General features: G+C 73.7%; 15 protein-coding genes and 1 pseudogene. 14 read left to right on the top strand and 2 right to left on the bottom strand.

The features are described from left to right. Positions 1-177 precede the first annotated feature (177 nt). Positions 178-1,770, top strand: coding sequence for an APC family permease (locus K7I03_RS00330; protein WP_224346785.1), 1,593 nt, complete (start codon positions 178-180; stop codon positions 1,768-1,770). Between the two features lie 190 nt (positions 1,771-1,960). On the opposite strand, the gene K7I03_RS34175 is transcribed toward K7I03_RS00330, so the two are convergent. After that, positions 1,961-2,221 carry a hypothetical protein gene (locus tag K7I03_RS34175; protein WP_185946258.1) on the bottom strand — a complete coding sequence of 87 codons (261 nt, stop codon included), beginning with the start codon at positions 2,219-2,221 and terminating at the stop codon, positions 1,961-1,963. A gap of 902 nt (positions 2,222-3,123) precedes the next feature. Here K7I03_RS34175 and K7I03_RS00320 point away from each other — a divergent pair. Further along, complete coding sequence (locus K7I03_RS00320) at positions 3,124-3,858, top strand: transglycosylase SLT domain-containing protein (protein ID WP_224346784.1); 735 nt, start codon at positions 3,124-3,126, stop codon at positions 3,856-3,858. A gap of 95 nt (positions 3,859-3,953) precedes the next feature. Here K7I03_RS00320 and K7I03_RS00315 read toward each other — a convergent pair whose 3' ends face one another. After that, positions 3,954-4,436 (bottom strand): carboxymuconolactone decarboxylase family protein, encoded by a 483-nt coding sequence (locus K7I03_RS00315; protein ID WP_185945902.1) that lies wholly within the window; start codon positions 4,434-4,436, stop codon positions 3,954-3,956. A gap of 208 nt (positions 4,437-4,644) precedes the next feature. Here K7I03_RS00315 and K7I03_RS00310 point away from each other — a divergent pair, with 208 nt between their 5' ends. The 12 genes and pseudogenes from K7I03_RS00310 (at position 4,645) to K7I03_RS00255 (ending at position 16,278) form a co-directional block, all read left to right on the top strand. Continuing rightward, a complete protein-coding gene (locus K7I03_RS00310; RefSeq protein WP_185945903.1) occupies positions 4,645-5,538 on the top strand; it encodes an RNA polymerase sigma-70 factor in 894 nt (297 codons plus the stop codon). 114 nt (positions 5,539-5,652) lie between these two features. After that, on the top strand, positions 5,653-6,201 hold the full coding sequence (locus K7I03_RS00305; protein ID WP_185945904.1) for a hypothetical protein: 549 nt from the start codon (positions 5,653-5,655) through the stop codon (positions 6,199-6,201). A 101-nt stretch (positions 6,202-6,302) separates the two neighbouring features. After that, the gene (locus K7I03_RS00300; protein WP_185945905.1) at positions 6,303-6,689 is read left to right on the top strand and encodes a hypothetical protein; all 387 of its coding nucleotides are present in this window, start codon (positions 6,303-6,305) and stop codon (positions 6,687-6,689) included. Between the two features lie 118 nt (positions 6,690-6,807). Then, on the top strand, positions 6,808-7,641 hold the full coding sequence (locus K7I03_RS00295) for an SAM-dependent methyltransferase (protein WP_185945906.1): 834 nt from the start codon (positions 6,808-6,810) through the stop codon (positions 7,639-7,641). 130 nt (positions 7,642-7,771) lie between these two features. Further along, positions 7,772-8,578, top strand: coding sequence for a M15 family metallopeptidase (locus tag K7I03_RS00290; RefSeq protein WP_185945907.1), 807 nt, complete (start codon positions 7,772-7,774; stop codon positions 8,576-8,578). Between the two features lie 183 nt (positions 8,579-8,761). Next, positions 8,762-9,220: a MarR family winged helix-turn-helix transcriptional regulator gene (locus K7I03_RS00285; protein WP_185945908.1), complete on the top strand. Its 459-nt coding sequence runs from the start codon at positions 8,762-8,764 to the stop codon at positions 9,218-9,220. A 267-nt stretch (positions 9,221-9,487) separates the two neighbouring features. Next, the gene (locus K7I03_RS00280; RefSeq protein ID WP_185945909.1) at positions 9,488-11,053 is read left to right on the top strand and encodes an alpha/beta hydrolase; all 1,566 of its coding nucleotides are present in this window, start codon (positions 9,488-9,490) and stop codon (positions 11,051-11,053) included. Between the two features lie 89 nt (positions 11,054-11,142). Continuing rightward, the gene (locus tag K7I03_RS00275; RefSeq protein ID WP_185945910.1) at positions 11,143-11,955 is read left to right on the top strand and encodes an alpha/beta fold hydrolase; all 813 of its coding nucleotides are present in this window, start codon (positions 11,143-11,145) and stop codon (positions 11,953-11,955) included. A gap of 164 nt (positions 11,956-12,119) precedes the next feature. Beyond that, on the top strand, positions 12,120-13,058 hold the full coding sequence (locus K7I03_RS00270; protein ID WP_185945911.1) for a helix-turn-helix domain-containing protein: 939 nt from the start codon (positions 12,120-12,122) through the stop codon (positions 13,056-13,058). Between the two features lie 118 nt (positions 13,059-13,176). Beyond that, a pseudogene (locus tag K7I03_RS00265) lies at positions 13,177-13,926 on the top strand (dioxygenase family protein); the annotation flags it as partial. A 551-nt stretch (positions 13,927-14,477) separates the two neighbouring features. Further along, positions 14,478-15,164 carry a DUF1345 domain-containing protein gene (locus K7I03_RS00260; protein ID WP_185945913.1) on the top strand — a complete coding sequence of 229 codons (687 nt, stop codon included), beginning with the start codon at positions 14,478-14,480 and terminating at the stop codon, positions 15,162-15,164. Between the two features lie 217 nt (positions 15,165-15,381). Further along, positions 15,382-16,278: a TIGR03621 family F420-dependent LLM class oxidoreductase gene (locus K7I03_RS00255; RefSeq protein ID WP_185945914.1), complete on the top strand. Its 897-nt coding sequence runs from the start codon at positions 15,382-15,384 to the stop codon at positions 16,276-16,278. Positions 16,279-16,288: the final 10 nt, after the last annotated feature.

Genomic DNA, 16,288 nt, shown 5'->3' with positions numbered 1-16,288 from the left:
GCAGGTCGCCCATGCGATGATTTCCGGCCATTTCGATCACTCGTCGCCACGCACGGAACCGCCCACCCTCCGGGACACGAGGGGCCTCGTGGGACCGGAGGGAATGACGAAGCGTCACCTAAGGTTGAGTGATCGTTCACCCGCACCTCGTCGGGACGCCTCGGACAGGGAGAGAACGTGCCAGCGGATCACGACGCCGCAGCGGACACCGCCGTCGAAGCGGCCGTGCAGGAAGGCAGGCTCCGGCGGGACCTCGGCTTCTGGGCGCTCACCGCCATCGGCTTCTCCAACATCGTGGGCTCCGGCTGGCTCTTCGCGGCGATGTACGCGGCCCGCACCGCCGGGCCCGCCTCCCTGCTGACCTGGGTGGGCGCCGGCCTGCTCTGCGGGCTGGTCGCCCTGGTGATGATCGAGCTCGGCGCGTCACGGCCCGAGGGCGGCGGCACGGTCCGCTGGCCGCTGTACGCCGGAGGGCGGCTCGTCGGGACACTGATCGGCTGGTCCGTCCTGCTGTCGGTGGGCGGCACCGCCGCCGAGATCAGCGCCATCATGCAGTACGCCGACCACTACCTGCCGGACCTCTACCACGGCCATGTGCTCACCCCCACCGGCCTGGCGCTCGCCGTCGGCCTGAGCGTGCTGCTGACCGCGCTGAACTGGTTCGCGGTCCGCCTGTTCGCACGGCTGAACAACCTCGTCTCCATCTTCAAGATCGTCGTGCCGGTCGTCACCGTCATCGCCCTGTTCGCCTCCGGCTGGCACTCCGGCCGCCTCACCGACCACGGCGGCTTCGCCCCCTACGGCTACGCCGCCTGCCTCTCCGCCCTCGCCGGCGGCGGCATCGTCTACTCGGTCAACGGCTTCCAGGCCGCCCTCGACTTCTCCGGCGAGGCCCGCGACCCCCGCCGCACCATCCCGGCCTCCGTCCTCACCGGCATCGGCCTGGCGCTCCTGATGTACCTGGCGCTCCAATTCGCCTTCCTCTTCACCGTCCCCGAGAGCCTCCTGGGCCACGGCTGGAAGGGCGTCGACCTGGAGTCGCCCTTCGGCCAGCTCGCCCTGATCCTCAACCTGCACTGGCTCTCCAGCCTCCTCTACGCCGACGCGGTGCTCTCGCCCGGCGGCTCGGCGTACGTCGGCGTGGCCCTCAACGCCCGCCACACCTACGCCCTCGCCAAGAACCGCACCCTGCCCCGGACGTTCATGCGGGTGGACCGCCGGTCCGGCATCCCGCACCGGGCGCTCGCCCTGAACCTCGTGGTGATCGTCGTCTTCCTGCTGCCCTTCGGCGAGTGGCAGCGCATCGTCAGCATCATGGGCGACATGTACCTGCTGATCTACGCGGCCTCGGCCGTGGCGGTCGCCGTCTTCCGCGCCGACCCCGGCACCCCGATGGCGGGCTGGGTACCCGGCCTGCGCTGGATCGCCCCGGTCAGCTTCGTCGTCGCCACCGAGTTCGTGTACTGGTCGGGCTGGCACGACCTGCGGCTGGCGCTGCCCGTCGTGCTGGCCGGGCTGCTGATCTTCCTCGCCATGCGGCGCACCGCCGCCGACGGCCCGCTCGCCGCCGAACTGCGCGAGGGCGCCTGGCTGGTGTGCTACCTGGCGGTGCTGACCCTGCTGTCGTGGCTGGGCACCTTCAAGGGCTCGGGCCACCTGCCGGCCCCCTACGACTCCCTCGCCGTCGCCGTCTTCGCCCTGGGCGTCTTCCGGTGGGCCGTACGCTCGGGCGTCCGGCACCGGGCGACGGCGCGGGAGGAGACGGCGTAACGGGTCCGGGCGCACGGCCGTCGTCCTGACGGCGGGGCGGCTTCCCCGCACTGGTGCGGCTCACCGCGAGGAGCGGCCTACGCCGGGCCGGGTGCCGACGAACCGGCGGGCCGGCGGCCGAGGAGCGACGCTCGCGGGGCCCGGCTTCGCACTAGTTGCGAATACACGTGTATGGCCGGGGCGCGGCTCGTCACGCCTCCCAGTAGTGCCCCTCCTCCAGGTCCGCGAGGAGGCTGGGGTGGACGGGACGCCAGCCCAGCCGCTCCCGCGTCAGGGCGGCCGAGGCGGGGGAGCCCAGGCCGGCGAACGGGGCCGGCCACCCGAAGCGCGCGGCAGCCTCGTCGAGCGCGTGGCGGCGGGCGAGGCCGTGGCCATCATGACCGCCGGGGCGACGGCCGGCCTCCGCCCGGACCTGACCGTGGTCCCCCTGGTGGACGTCGAGCCGAGCCATGTCGTCCTGGCAACCCGCGCGGGCGACCGAAGCCGGCTGGTGACGGCCCTCACCGCGTGCGCCGGGGAGCTGCTGACGGGACCGGGGCGGGACCGAGGGCGGAGGGGGAGCCCGGATCCGCGCGCGGTTTGGTGTGTGCGCCCGCGCCGGGCGGGGAACCGGGTTCCGCGCGGGGTGCGTCACCCGCTCTCGTACGGGGCGTCGCGCCCGGCTCCGCGAGGTGCGTCGGGCTCGGTCGCGGGCGGGGTGCGGTGCCTGTGCCGGACGCGTCCGGCTCTGTGTCGGGTGCGGTGCCCGCCCCGTGTCGGGCGCGAAGCCCGGCTTCCGGGGGGAACTGGGTCCGGTCGTGGTGGGGCGTGGTTTTCGTGCCTGTGCCGGGCGCGGGTCCGGTTCCGCGTCGAGTAGGGGGACCGCCCGCCCGCGAAGGGTGCGGAGCCCGGTCCCGAGCGGGACGCGGGGTTCGACGCGGGCACGGGGCGGCTCCTGCCCCCGCGCCCAGCCCGGCGTTCGACGTCCGGCCCTGCGCCCGAGGGGGCCCGCCCCGCGTCGGGCGACCGAACATGGACCGGCTCCGACCCCGGAATCCGGCTTCGCCTGGTAGCGCCCGGCCGACGCTGTGCGAGCCGGAGGGGCGGCGCATGTGAGCCCGCCCATGAGACCCGCGTCACCTACGGTGCCGGGCCGTATCCGGCCGTCGCGCCGCCGCCCGGACGTGCCCCGGAGCGCCTCTGTCCGTACGGTCCCCGCCTCGAAAGAGGGCCGTAGACACGGTCGTTGCCAGGGGTTTTGGCCGCCGCTAAGAATGGTGGGACCGCACGGCGCCGTCCGACCGAGAACGGCGCTTTTCTTTGCGCCGGTCCAGGCCCGTCGCGGTTTCCCGATCCGAAAGGTTCACCCTTCTCATGCGTTCCACTCACTCCGGCTATACCCGTCTGACCAAGGCCCACAAGTTCTCCGCCGCGGCGCTGACCGCCGCGGGTGCCGCCGCCGTCGCGTTCGGTGCCGCCTCGCACGCCGTGGCCGCCCCGGCGCCGGTCAAGCCGGTGGCCTGGAACGCGGAGACCTTCGCCCAGACGCAGGACGCCGAGCGGGCGGACGCCGCCGAGAAGGCGGCCGAGCAGGCCCGGACCGAGGCCGCCGCGGCCAAGCACGCCGCCAAGGCCAAGGCCGACGCCGACGCCAAGGCGAAGGCGGACGCCAAGGCCAAGGCCGCCGCGGACAAGGACCGTGCGCAGAAGCAGGCCGCGAACCGTTCCACCGCCCGCAAGCCGATGCGGAAGCCGGCTGCCCCCGCCGCTCCCGCCCCGAAGGCGTACGGGGACAACCTGGAGGGCTGGATCTCCCAGGCTCTGGACATCATGAAGGCCAAGGGCATCCCGGCCTCGTACGAGGGTGTGAAGCGGAACATCATGCGGGAGTCGACCGGTAACCCGCACGCGATCAACGACTGGGACGTCAACGCCGTCAACGGTGTGCCGTCGAAGGGTCTGCTGCAGATCATCGACCCGACCTTCAAGGCGTACCACGTCGAGGGCACGTCCTGGGACATCTACGACCCGGTCGCCAACATCGTCGCGTCCTGCAATTACGCGGCCGACAAGTACGGCTCCATGGACCACGTGAACTCCGCCTACTGACCGGCGGAAACCACACGACAGCCGTGGGCGGCGTCCCCTCCGGACGCCGCCCACGGCTGTTGTCGTATCCCGGCCGTATCCCGCCGGCGTCCCGGTCAGTCCCGCAGGGCGGCGAACACGCCGGGCTCGTACGAGCCGCCCGGCCGGCGCAGGATCACGCCGAACCGGTTGGCCGCGTTGATCATGGCGACGAGCCCGACCAGCGCCGCGACCTGGTCGTCGTCGTAGTGCTCGCGCACCCGTGCCCAGGTCTCGTCGGACACGCCCTGGTGGGCGTCGGCGAGCCGGGTGCCCTCCTCCGCGAGCGCCAGCGCGGCCCGTTCGGCGTCCGTGAACACGGTGGACTCGCGCCAGGTGGCGACCAGGCCGAGCCGGAGCGGGGACTCGCCGCAGGCCGCGGCCTCCTTGGTGTGGACGTCGGCGCAGAAGCCGCAGCCGTTGATCTGGCTGGCGCGCAGGCAGACCAGTTCCCGGAGGGACTTGGGCAGGGCCGGCTCGATCACCGCGCTGACCGCGGCGGTCCGCTTGCCGATCCTCGTGCCGGTCTCGGTGGCGAACAGGTCGAAGCGGGGTTCCATCAGAGCGTCCTCCTCGTGAGTCGGGGGCGCCGCGCACGGTGTCGGCGCGGTGTCCTTGCGCCCACCAGACGCCGCCCGCCGGGGGTGTGTGACGGCGCGGCGATGTGACGGGTGCCACCGCCCGCGGGCGTCACACGGCGGCCGGGTCCGGCGTCCTGTGCGCGTGACACGGCCGAGAACGGCGACCACGGACAGACAGGAACCCCCGATGCGCGAGCCCAGCCGCCCCACCCCCGACCCCGCCACCGAGACGTTCCTCGCCCACCGCAGCCTGCTGTTCACCGTCGCCTACGAGATGCTCGGCTCCGCCGCCGACGCCGAGGACGTCCTGCAGGAGACCTGGCTGCGCTGGGCGGACGTCGACCTCGACACCGTGCGCGAGCGGCGCGCGTACCTCGTGCGGATCACCACCCGCCAGGCGCTGACCCGGCTCCGCACCCTGCGCCGGCGCCGGGAGTCCTACGTCGGCCCCTGGCTGCCCGAGCCGCTGCTCACCACGCCGGACGTGGCCGAGGACGTCGAGCTCGCCGACAGCGTCTCGATGGCGATGCTGCTGGTCCTGGAGACGCTCACGCCGACGGAGCGGGCGGTGTTCGTACTGCGCGAGGTGTTCGACCTCGCGTACGACGAGATCGCGGCGGCCGTCGACAAGAGCCCGGCCGCGGCCCGCCAGATCGCGCACCGCGCCCGCGCGCACGTCGCGGCGCGACGCCCGCGCGGCGCGGTCTCCCCGGCCGAGACCCGGGACGCCCTCGCGGCGTTCCGGCGGGCCGTCGAGACCGGTGACCTGAACGCGCTGCTCGACGTCCTCGCCCCCGACGTCGTCCTGCTGACGGACGGCGGCGGTGTCGTGCGGGCCGCGACGGCCCCCGTCGTCGGGGCCGGGACGGTGGCCCGGGTGCTCGCCCGGATCCCCGCCACCGCGGCGTCGCTGCGCCCGGTGTGGGCCAACGGCTTCCCGGCCCTGGTCGTCCGGCTCGCCGGCGCGGTCGACACCGTTCTGGCGGTGCGGTTCGACGACGGCCGCGTCACCGGCCTCTATGCCGTGCGCAACCCCGAGAAGCTGTCCCGCCTCGAACGGGAGACCGCCGTCACCCGCTGAGCCCGGCCACCATGCCGGGCCGCCGTGCCGGGCCGCCGGTTTCCGGCCGCCGCCCCGGGCGCAGTAATCGAGGAGGGGAGCAGAGGAGCAGGGGTACAGCGGAGGGGACGACGCATGACCGTGATCGCCGGGCTCGTACACAACGGGCGGGTGCACCTGGGCGGGGATTCGGCCGGGGTCGCCGGCCTCCGGATCACCGTCCGCCGGGATCCGAAGATCTTCCGGAACGGCCCGTACGTCATGGGTTTCACCACCAGTTTCCGCATGGGCCAATTGCTGCACCACGCGTTCCGCGCCCCCAAACCCGCCGGCGACCTGGACCGCTTCATGACGACCGTCTTCGTCGACAAGCTCCGCAAGTGCCTGAAGGACGGCGGCTGGGCGCGCAAGGACGCCGAACAGGAATCCGCCGGCACATTCCTCGTCGGCATAAACGGCCGCCTGTTCACCGTCTACGGCGACTACCAGATAGCCGAACCCGCCGACGGATACGCCGCCGTGGGCTGCGGCGAGGGATTCGCGCTGGGCGCCCTGCACGCCACGGCGGACCTCGACCTGAAGCCGCGGAAGCGCCTGGAACTGGCCCTTTCGGCGGCCGACCACCACAGCGCCGGCGTCTCGGCGCCTTTCGCCTATGTGGCCACACGCAGGCAACCTGCCTGACCGGAGGCGACCCGGCCGCACTAGGCTGACGGAACGCGACGACAACGCCGCGTTCCCCGCCCCCCCCGCCGAGGCCGAACAGGAATTCCCGAGCACCGAGCATGTACTGGATCACCGAAGAGGAAGAGTACGTCTATGGGAATTCCCGGGAGGGCTCGGACCTTTGGGCGCTCCTTTCCGACTGGTCGGAGAGCGAGGACGAGGAGGAATGGGAGCGGCACGTCCCGCTCTTCGCCGGCATCGTCTCCCGGTGGTGCCGGAAGGGGTACATCGACGTGTACGAGGGGCCGGAGCCGCCCGCCTGGATGGACGGTCGGCGGATTACCGGTGCCGAACTCGACCGGCTGCTCGCGGACCCGGCCGCGTGGAGGTACCGGGAGCACCCGGACTCCGTCTTCGGCCTCGCCCTCGGCGAGAACGTCCGGGAGATCGCGGAGCCGCCGGAGCCGCCGGAGGAACCGCAGGCACCGGCGGCGCCCGCGCGCTGACCGCCCCGCACACCCGTCCGTACCGCCGCCCCGGCCACGCCCTCTGTTCACCGCCCGCCCGCGACGGCAGATTGGGGACGGCCGGCAAACGATCAGCCCCCAAGGTGAGGTGAGCGGAGTGCAGCGACACGACGAGGCGACGCGGCGCTACTACGAGACCCGTGACGTGGACGCCTTCTACGACGCCGTCTGGGGCGGAGAGGACATCCACACCGGCAGTTACACACGCGAAGGGGAGCCCGTCGCCGACGCGTCGCGGCGGACCGTGGAGCGGCTGGCGGCGCACCTCGCCGACCGGCTGGGGCCCGGGCGGCGGGCCCTGGACCTCGGCTCCGGATACGGGGGCACCGCCCGCTACCTGGCCGGGCGGTTCGGGTGCCGGGTCGTCGCCCTCAACCTCAGCGAGGCGCAGAACGCACGGCACCGCAAGACCAACACCGAGCGCGGCCTGGACGGTCTCGTCGACGTCGTCACCGGCTCGTTCCACGACGTGCCGTATGGCGACGGCGAGTTCGACGCCGTCTGCTCGCTGGAGGCGTTCTGCCACAGCGACGACCGCGCCCGCGCGCTGGCCGAGGCGGTACGCGTCCTGGCGCCCGGCGGCGCCCTGGCGTTCACCGACGTCATGGCCGCCGAGGGCACCCCCGACGACGCGCTGCGGCCCGTCGTCGCCCGGCTCGGCGTCGACGCGCTGGCCACACCGTCGTTCTACCGGGAACGGCTGACCGCGCTCGGTCTGGAGGACGTCGGCTTCGACGACCACAGCGAGCAACTCGTGTGCCACTACGTCCGGCTGACCGAGGAGACCGAATCCCGGAAGGACACCCTCCGGGACCTCATCAGCCCCGACTACCTCCAGGGCCTCCTCCTCAACCTGCCGCTGTGGGTGGACGCGGCCCGGAGCGGACGGCTGCGGTGGGGGATCTTCCACGCGCGGCGCCCGGCGGCGTGAGACGGCCGGGGCGGCACGACCGATTCCGCCGTCCCCTTCCACTGGACGGCCCCGGCGCGCCTCCGCCAGGATGCCGCCGGGTGCCGAGTGCCACCGCGGCACCCCGGACACGCGTGAAGGGGTCGATCCGATGCGAAGAGTTCTCCGCGGCCTGGTCGCCGGCACGGCCGCCGCCCTCGCGGTGACGGCCGTGCCCGCCACCGCCACGGCACAGGAGCATCATGAGCACAAGGCGCCACCGGAGTTCGTCGCCCTCCGGGACGTCGACCCGACCATCCAGCAGGAGATGCGCTACCGCACCCGCCACAACTTCACCGGCGAACGGATCGACGGCTACCGGCAGCCCCTGTGCGTCGTCACCCGCGACACGGCCGCCGCGCTGCGCCGGGCGCAGCGGACGTTCCTCCGGCAGGGCTACTCCCTCAAGGTCTACGACTGCTACCGGCCGCAGCGCGCCGTCGACCACTTCGTCCGCTGGGCCAAGGACCTCGGCGACCAGCGGATGAAGGCGGAGTTCTACCCGCGCGTCGACAAGACGCGGCTGTTCGACGACGGCTATATCGCGGCCAAGTCCGGCCACAGCAGGGGCAGTACGGTCGACCTGACCCTCGTCCGGCTGCCCGCGCTCCCCACCCGCCCGTACCACCCCGGCGAACCGCTGAAGCCGTGTTACGGCCCGCAGCGCGACCGGTTCCCCGACAACTCCCTCGACATGGGCACCGGGTTCGACTGCTTCGACACCCTGTCGCACACGCTCGACCCGCGCGTCGTCGGCACCCAGCGCGCCAATCGGCTGCTGCTCAAGAACGGTCTGGAGAAGGCCGGTTTCCGGAACCTCCCGGAAGAGTGGTGGCACTACACGTATCAGCCGGAGACGTTCCCGGACACGTACTTCGACTTCCCGGTCACCCGGCACGCGCTCCGGCCGGGCCGCTAGGGACGCGAGATCCCCGGCCGGCGCGCCCCCGGCCGGCGCGCCCCCGGCCGGGACGCGTCCGGCCGGCGCGGCGGTGTCCCCGGCATATCGGCCTCAGGCCCGGCACGTTGACCTCAAGCGAGGTTGGGGTTCTAGCGTTCTCCCGTCCCCCCATCCTCACGAACGGATCGAGGTCATTCCGTCATGGAGTACTCGCACAGCGACGCGGACCTTCTCCGGCAGCCCGTCGGCTACTGGAGCTGGGCCGCCTACAAGGCCACCGTCGGCCGGACCCGCGCCGCCCTCGCCGGGATCGGCACGACGCAGCCCCAGTGCTGGATCCTGGAGCAGATCGCCCGGGCGGACACCGCCCCGTCCCGCGAGGAGGTGTCCCGGACCCTGCGGGACTACCTCGACACGGGGGCCGGGACCATCGCGGCGGAGATCGACGAGACGGCGGCCCGCGGCTGGGTCGCCGAGGACGCGGAGGGGCGTCTGAGCCTCACCGCCGAAGGGCGGGCGTTCCGCGAGAAGACCGCGGCCCTTCAGCACGAACTGTGGGCGGAACGGCACCGGGGCATCTCCGACGAGGAGTACCTGACCACGCTCAAGGTGCTCCAGCGGTTCATCCGCAACACGGGCGGCCGGGCGTGGCACCAGTGACCGTCCGCCCGGCCGCGTACCCGCCCTGACGCCACGTCGGCGCACCGGCGCCGGGTGGGGGAGGCCCCACCCGCCGTCCGGGGGCCTCCACCAGTGAGCCGGACCGCGCGGGCGCTTAGCGTGAGAGGCGGCGCGGCCGTCGAGGCCGGCCGGTGCCGGAACGCCCAGCGTTCACGCCCGAACGCCCGACGTTCATGGCGGAACGCCCGCGCATGGTCGAAACGCCCGCGCAGGGCGCAACGCCCCGCTCATGGTGAAGGAGACGCGATGACCCCCTTGCGCAGAGCCGCCGCCGCGCTGACGGCCGCCGCCTGCCTGGCCGCCCTGCCCGCCGTCGCGGAGGCCGGCACCGGCACGAGTACCGGCGACGAGCCCGGTACGTCCGCCGGGCTCACCCGCTATCAGCACCAGCGGCCGGACTGGAAGAGCTGCCTCCAGGGGCCCGACGACGAGACGGGCCGGGCACTGGAACGGGCCGGCGCCCGCTGCGCCACGATCACCGTCCCCCTGGACTACACCGACCCCGGCGGCCGCACCCTCACCCTCGCCGTCTCCCGCATCAAGGCCACCGACACCGCCCACCGGGCCGGCGCGCTCCTCGTCAACAACGGCGGCCCCGGCGGCCCGTCGCTCGGCCTCGCCGCCGACATCCGCGAGGTCATGAAGGACGTCGGCAAGCGCTACGACGTCATCGGCATGGACCCCCGCTTCGTCGGCCGCAGCACCCCGCTGGACTGCCACTGGCCCACCGGCACCTGGCTCCGCTCCGCCGGCTCCGACCGGAAGGGCTTCGACCGGCAGGCCGCGTTCCAGCGCGACCTGGCCGAGCGCTGCGGCCGGGCGGCCGGCGACGTCCTGCCGTACGTCACCACCCGCGACACCGCCCGCGACATGGACGTCGTCCGCGCCGTCCTCGGCGAACGCCGGATCTCCTACCTGGGCTACTCCTACGGCACCTACCTCGGCACCGTGTACACCCAGATGTTCCCCGGCCGCACCGACCGGGTCGTCCTCGACGGCGCCCTCGACCCGCGCGCCTACAACCCCCGGCTGCTGACCACGGCGATCGACGCCAACGAGCGCGCCCTGGAGCACTGGGCCGACTGGACGGCACGCCGCGACGCCCGGTACGGGCTCGGCGGCACCCGCGCACAGGTCCTCGCCGCGGTCGACGACACCGTCCGCACGGCCGCCCGGCGTCCGCTCGCCCTGCGCGCCGGGGACCGGACGTACCGGGTGGACGACACCGTCGTCCCCTCCCTCCTCTTCGGCGCCCTGGCCGACGACCGGGACCCCAACCGCGCCGCCCTCGCCGGCTCGGTCGCCGCGCTCCACCGGGCCGCCCGCGGCGGTGACACCGTCGAAGCGCCCGAACAGCTGGCCGACATCCTCGCCGCCACCCTGAGCGGGGCCGCCTCCGCGGCGGGCAGCGTCCAGGCGGCGATCCTGTGCGGCGACGTCGCCGCACCGCGCGACCCCGAGACGTACCGGCGCGCCGTCGAGGACTCCCGCGCCGCGCACCCCCTCTTCGGCCCGCTCGCGCACAACACCAACCCCTGCGCCTTCTGGCCGCGGCCGCCGCGCGAACGGCCCACCGAGGTCCGCACCGACGCCCGCGCCCTGATCGTCGCCGCCACCGGCGACCCGCGCACCCCGTACGCCGGAAGCCAGGCCCTGCACGGCCTGCTGCCGTCCTCCCGCCTCCTCACCGTCGAAGGGGCCGAGCACCACGGCCTCTACGGCGAGTACGGCAACGCGTGCGTGGACGGGCGGGTGAACGCCTACCTCGCCACAGGCCGCCTCCCGGCGACCGATGGGACCTGCCCGAAGTAGCACCGGGCCCGGCCGCCGTACCCACCGCCGCCGCACCTGCCACCGCGCCATTGCGGACCGTCCGCTCCGCACGGCACCCTGGGGGACCCATGGAGACAGGTACGCTCACCGTTCCCGGCGCCGAAATCCACTACGAGGTACGCGGAGCGGGCCCGCCCCTCCTCCTGATCAACGGCGGCGACGGCGACGCCGCCATGTTCGGCCCGCTGGCCCGCCTGATGGCCGAGGACCACACCGTCGTCACCTTCGACCCGCGCGGCAACTCCCGCAGCCGCCTGACGGCCCCGCCCCGCGAGCAGACGATCGAGGAGCGCGGCCACGACGCCCACCTGCTGCTGGACGCGGTCGCTCCCGGGCAGCCGGCGTACGTCTTCGGCACCAGCTACGGCGGCATGACCGGCATGGACCTCCTGGCCCGCCACCCCGGCCGGGTACGGGCACTGGTCGCCCACGACCCGTTCGTCATCGACCTGCTGCCCGACGCCGACCGCTGGCACGCCCTCTTCGAGGAGATCCACGCCCTCCACCGGCGCGAGGGGCCGCGCCCGGCGATGCGGCGGCTCTGCGCGGAGATCGGCCTCGACGACGTCCCCGAGCCGGACGAGGCGCTGCCCGCGCCCGCGCGGGAGATGCTGAGCCGCGTCGAGGCCAACGGCGCGTTCTGCCTGGAGTACGAACTCCGCTCCTTCACCCGCTTCCGCCCGGACACCGAGGCGCTCCGCGCGGGCCGGTGCACCCTGGTGACGGGAGAGGTGCGGCCCCGCGCGCTCACGTACCGCACGACGGCGACCCTGGCGGAGCAACTGGGCGCCAGGGTCACGGAGTTCCCGGGCGGGCACGTGGGGTACCTGACACACGCGGCGGAGTTCGCGGTGGCGCTGCGGGGGGCTTTCGCCGGCTGACGGTGGTCTGCTGACGGGCCTTCAGGGGCGGTGGGGTCCCCGGAGACCTCACCGGCCCTACGCGCCTGGGGTCCCGCGCCTTGCCGCCTCCCCCGCGATGCGGCACCCTGGCGGCCCACGCCCCGCCCCCGACACCGGGACCGCCCCGGGGAAGGACGCCCGGCATGGCCCCCCACGCCCAGGACACACCCCTGTCCGCCGACCCCGTGCCCCTGCACCGGCTCGCCGTCCCGGCCGCCTGCCCGCCGCCCTTCGCGATGGGCTCCTTCGACGCCCTCGGCCCGGAGTCCCGTGCCGGATACCCCCACCGGCACACCTTCTACGAGATCGCCTACGTCACCGCCGGCACCGGCACCCACGTCGTCGACGTCGTCCACCACCCGCTGCGCCCGCCCCACCTGTGCGTCATCCTGCCCGGCCAGGTGCACTACTGGGACCGCGCCGCCGGCCTCAGCGGCGTCCTGCTGCTGTTCACCGAGGACTTCCTGCTGTCCCGCCCCGACGACCGGCACCTGCTGCGCGCCCTGGGGGAGCGGCGGGTGCCGCGCCTGCCCACCGGGCCGGACGGCGGCGACACGGCCGGGATCGGCGCCCTGATACGGGCCATGGAACGGGAGTTCACGGCCCGCGCCGACCGCTACGCCTCCGTCCTGGAGGCGTACCTGCACATCCTGCTCGTCCGCGCCCTGCGGCTGCCGGGGGAGCGAAGACCCGAGGCGGACGCGGGCCGCTCCGCCGAGGTCGCCAGGGAGTTCGACGCGTTGCTCACCGAGACCGCGGGCGCCGGGGGAGCGGTCCGCGCCTACGCCGACCGGCTCGGCGTCTCCGTCGGCTACCTCATCGAGTCCGTCAAGCAGGCCACCGGCCGGACGCCCGGCGAACTGGTCCGCGCCGCCCGCGCCTTGGAGGCGAAACGGCTGCTCACCGGATCCGGCCTGACCGTCGCCCAGATCGCCCGGCGGGTGGGGTTCGGCGATCCCGCCTACTTCTGCCGCTTCTTCCGGCGGGAGACCGGGGTCAGCCCCGGCGACTTCCGCCGGGCGGCGGGCGGGTGCCGGCGGGAGGAGACGCGGGCAGGGCCACCGGAGAAATCACCGGAGTAAACACCACGTTCACCGAACGGAGTGCATCGATCCGTCCCGTCCGCCGCCCTAGGTTCATCAACGCACAGGCGAAGTCCTGTGGCGCACGCCCCCACCCCCACCCCCAGGAGGCGGAACCATGGCGGACGAGACCCTGCCTACCGGCGGGACGGCCGACGGCGACGGCGACGGCTACGACCATGACCCCGGCCACAGCTCCGACCCCGGCCACAGCCCCGACCCCCACCCCGGCGACGACACGAAGGGACGGCGGCACATCAGCCGCAAGACCGTGCTCAAGGCGGCCCTCCTCGCCGTACCCCTGCCCGCCCTGCTGGGCGGTGGCGTCGCCCTGGCCCGTGACCAGCGGCCCGCGGACGCGCCCTTACCCCACACCCCGTACTGCGACGACGGGGACGCCCCCACCCCGCCCCAGATAGAAGGCCCCTACTTCAAACCGAGCTCACCGGAACGCGCCTCCCTGCTCGAACCGGGCATGCGCGGTACCCGCCTCACGGTCGCCGGCTTCGTCTTCGGCCCGACCTGCCGGCCGGTCGCGCACGCGCTGCTGGACTTCTGGCAGGCCGACAACGCCGGGGCCTACGACAACCGCGGCTTCCGGCTGCGGGGCCACCAATACACCGACGAACGCGGGGCGTTCACCCTCACGACCATCGTCCCCGGCCTCTACCCCGGCCGCACCCGGCACCTCCACGTCAAGGTCCAGGCGCCGGGCGGCCCCATCCTCACGACCCAGCTGTACTTCCCCGGCGAACCCCGCAACCAGACCGACTCCCTCTTCGACCCGCGGCTGCTCATGACGGTCCGCCAGGCGGGCCCCGCGAAGGAGGCGGCCTTCGACTTCGTCATCAACCCCGGCGTGCCCGGCGCGGCGCGGAGACGCTGACCGCGGCACCGCGGCCGGCGGGGCGCGCCGTGCATCGGCGGCGGCGCGCCCCGCCGGCCCGTTCCGCGCCGGTCGTGCGGCGTGCGGTGGTGGGCGGGGCGCTGCTCGATGACGGCGGTGAAGGCGGTTCGTCCCATGCGTGGACGAGCAGTTGGCACATCGCGGGGCGGAACCCGGGGTCGTACGGCGGCGCGGGGCAGTCACCGTTCCAGGACCGCCCGGATGCCGGGCCGGTCCCGGCCGCGCTCGATCACCGAGGCCGCCGCCTCAGGAGCTCGGTCCGCCTCGCCCTGTGGTCGCCCGTCGGCCGTCCGCGCCGCCCGGCCGGCCCGCTTCCGTCATCCGCGGTCGCCGGGCGGGGCGGATGCTCGGGCGCCCCGCGCGTGTGTGCCCCATCGTCAGAGTGACGATCGTTGTGCCAATGTGCGGCATCGGCGGGATCACCTCGAGACACGCCCTCAATGCCGCCGCCCAAGCGCCGGAGTCCTCATACCATCGACCGGGAGCTCCCCCCGAGTGCCACCCCGACGACGATGGTCGAGAGAGGCCCGTCCGTGCACCGCTGGCTATCCGAACGGCGCCGATCGACGGTGAGCCTCGCCCTCGCGGTGTCCGCGGCGGCGGTCCTCCCCGGCGACAGCGTGGCGGATCTCTCGACGGCGGACATCGGCGTGTTCGTACTCTTCGCCTACCTGCTCCCGTATCTCGCGATGACCTTGTCCGCCTTCCTGCGCGTCGACCCGGAACAGGTCCGGTCCTGGGCGCATCGCGAGGCTCGCGGCACGTTCATGCAGCGCTACGTCCTCGGAACCGCACCCGGGCCCGGGGCGTCGCTCTTCATCGCGGCCTCCGCCCTGGTGGTGGCGGTGCTGTGGCTTCCCGGCCATCTCACGACCACCTTCTCGGCCGTCCCCCGCACGCTGGTGGCGCTCGCGCTGGTCGTCGTCGCCTGGGTCTGCGTGGTGCTGACCTTCGCGGTCACCTTTCAGGCCGACAACCTCGTGGAGAACGAGCGGGCGCTCGACTTTCCCGGGGAAGAGGCGCCGGCCTGGGCCGACTACGTCTATTTCGCCCTGGCGGCGATGACGACGTTCGGCACCACCGACGTCAACGTGACCTCTCGGGACATGCGGCGGACGGTGGCGGCGAACACGGTCGTCGCCTTCGTCTTCAACACCGTCACGGTGGCGAGCCTGGTGTCCGCGCTGGGCGGCCGTTAGCACCGCGACGGTGGCGAAACGGCCGTCGGTGCGCGAAGCGTCGAGGCGACCCTGGTCGGCGGGCCGCGGTGGGCGGAAAACGGCGTGCGGCACGTGCGCACGTACGGCACGATGGCCGAGCCGGGACTGGGCGTACCTACCCCTTGGGGCGGCGACCGGAGTTATCGGAGGGGCCCTCCGGTACGGTACCGGTCAACGACCACCGAGGGGATTCCCGATGACGAACCAGACCGACCGGCCTTTCCGCTTCGCCGTCAACATGTTCCGTACGGGCACGGGCGCCGAATGGCGCGCGAAGTGCCGCCGGGCCGAGGAGCTCGGCTACGACGTGATCCTGGTGGCCGACCACCTGGGCATGCCGGCCCCGTTCCCGTTCCTGGTGGCCGCCGGGGAGGTCACCGAGCGGGCCCGGCTGGGCACTTACGTGCTCAACGCCGGCTTCTGGAACCCGGCCCTGCTCGCCCGCGAGGTGGCCACGACCGACCAACTGACCGGCGGCAGACTGGAACTGGGCCTCGGCGCCGGCTACGCGCAGGCCGAGCACGAGAGCGCCGGACTGCCCTTCGGCTCGCCGCGCGAGCGCGTGGACCACCTCACCCACACGGTGACCGAGGTCGGCCGGCTGCTCGCGGACCCGGCGCACGCACCCGCGGCCGCCCAGCCGCGCGTCCCGATGGTGATCGGCGGGAGCGGCGACCGGCTCCTGCGCACGGCCGCCCGGCACGCCACCACCATGGCCTTCACCGGAGGCGGAATCGGCCCGGGCGGAGTGCCGCGACTGCTGGCTCCCGACGCCCTTGAGGAGCGCGTCGCGGTCTACCGCCGCTTCGAGGCCGAACGGCCGGCCGAACTCGCCCCCGCCGAGCTGAACTTCCTGGTCCAGGTCGTGACCGTCGACGGCGACCCCTTCGCGAAGAAGGACGACCTGATCGGCGACGTGTCCCACTTCACGGACGAGGACCTGATGACCCACCCCGCCCTCCTGTCCGGCTCGGTCGCGGAGATCGCCGCCCGCCTGCACGCCCACCGCGCACGCTACGGTTTCAGCTACTTCACGATCCTGGAGCCGTACATGGAGGAGTTCGCCCCGGTGCTGGAGCACCTGCGCGCCTGACCGGCCGGAC

This window comes from Streptomyces mobaraensis (assembly GCF_020099395.1).
Taxonomy (GTDB): Bacteria; Actinomycetota; Actinomycetes; order Streptomycetales; family Streptomycetaceae; genus Streptomyces.
The sequence above is the reverse complement of the archived record's forward strand: the minus strand, read 5'-3'. Positions and strand labels throughout refer to the sequence as shown.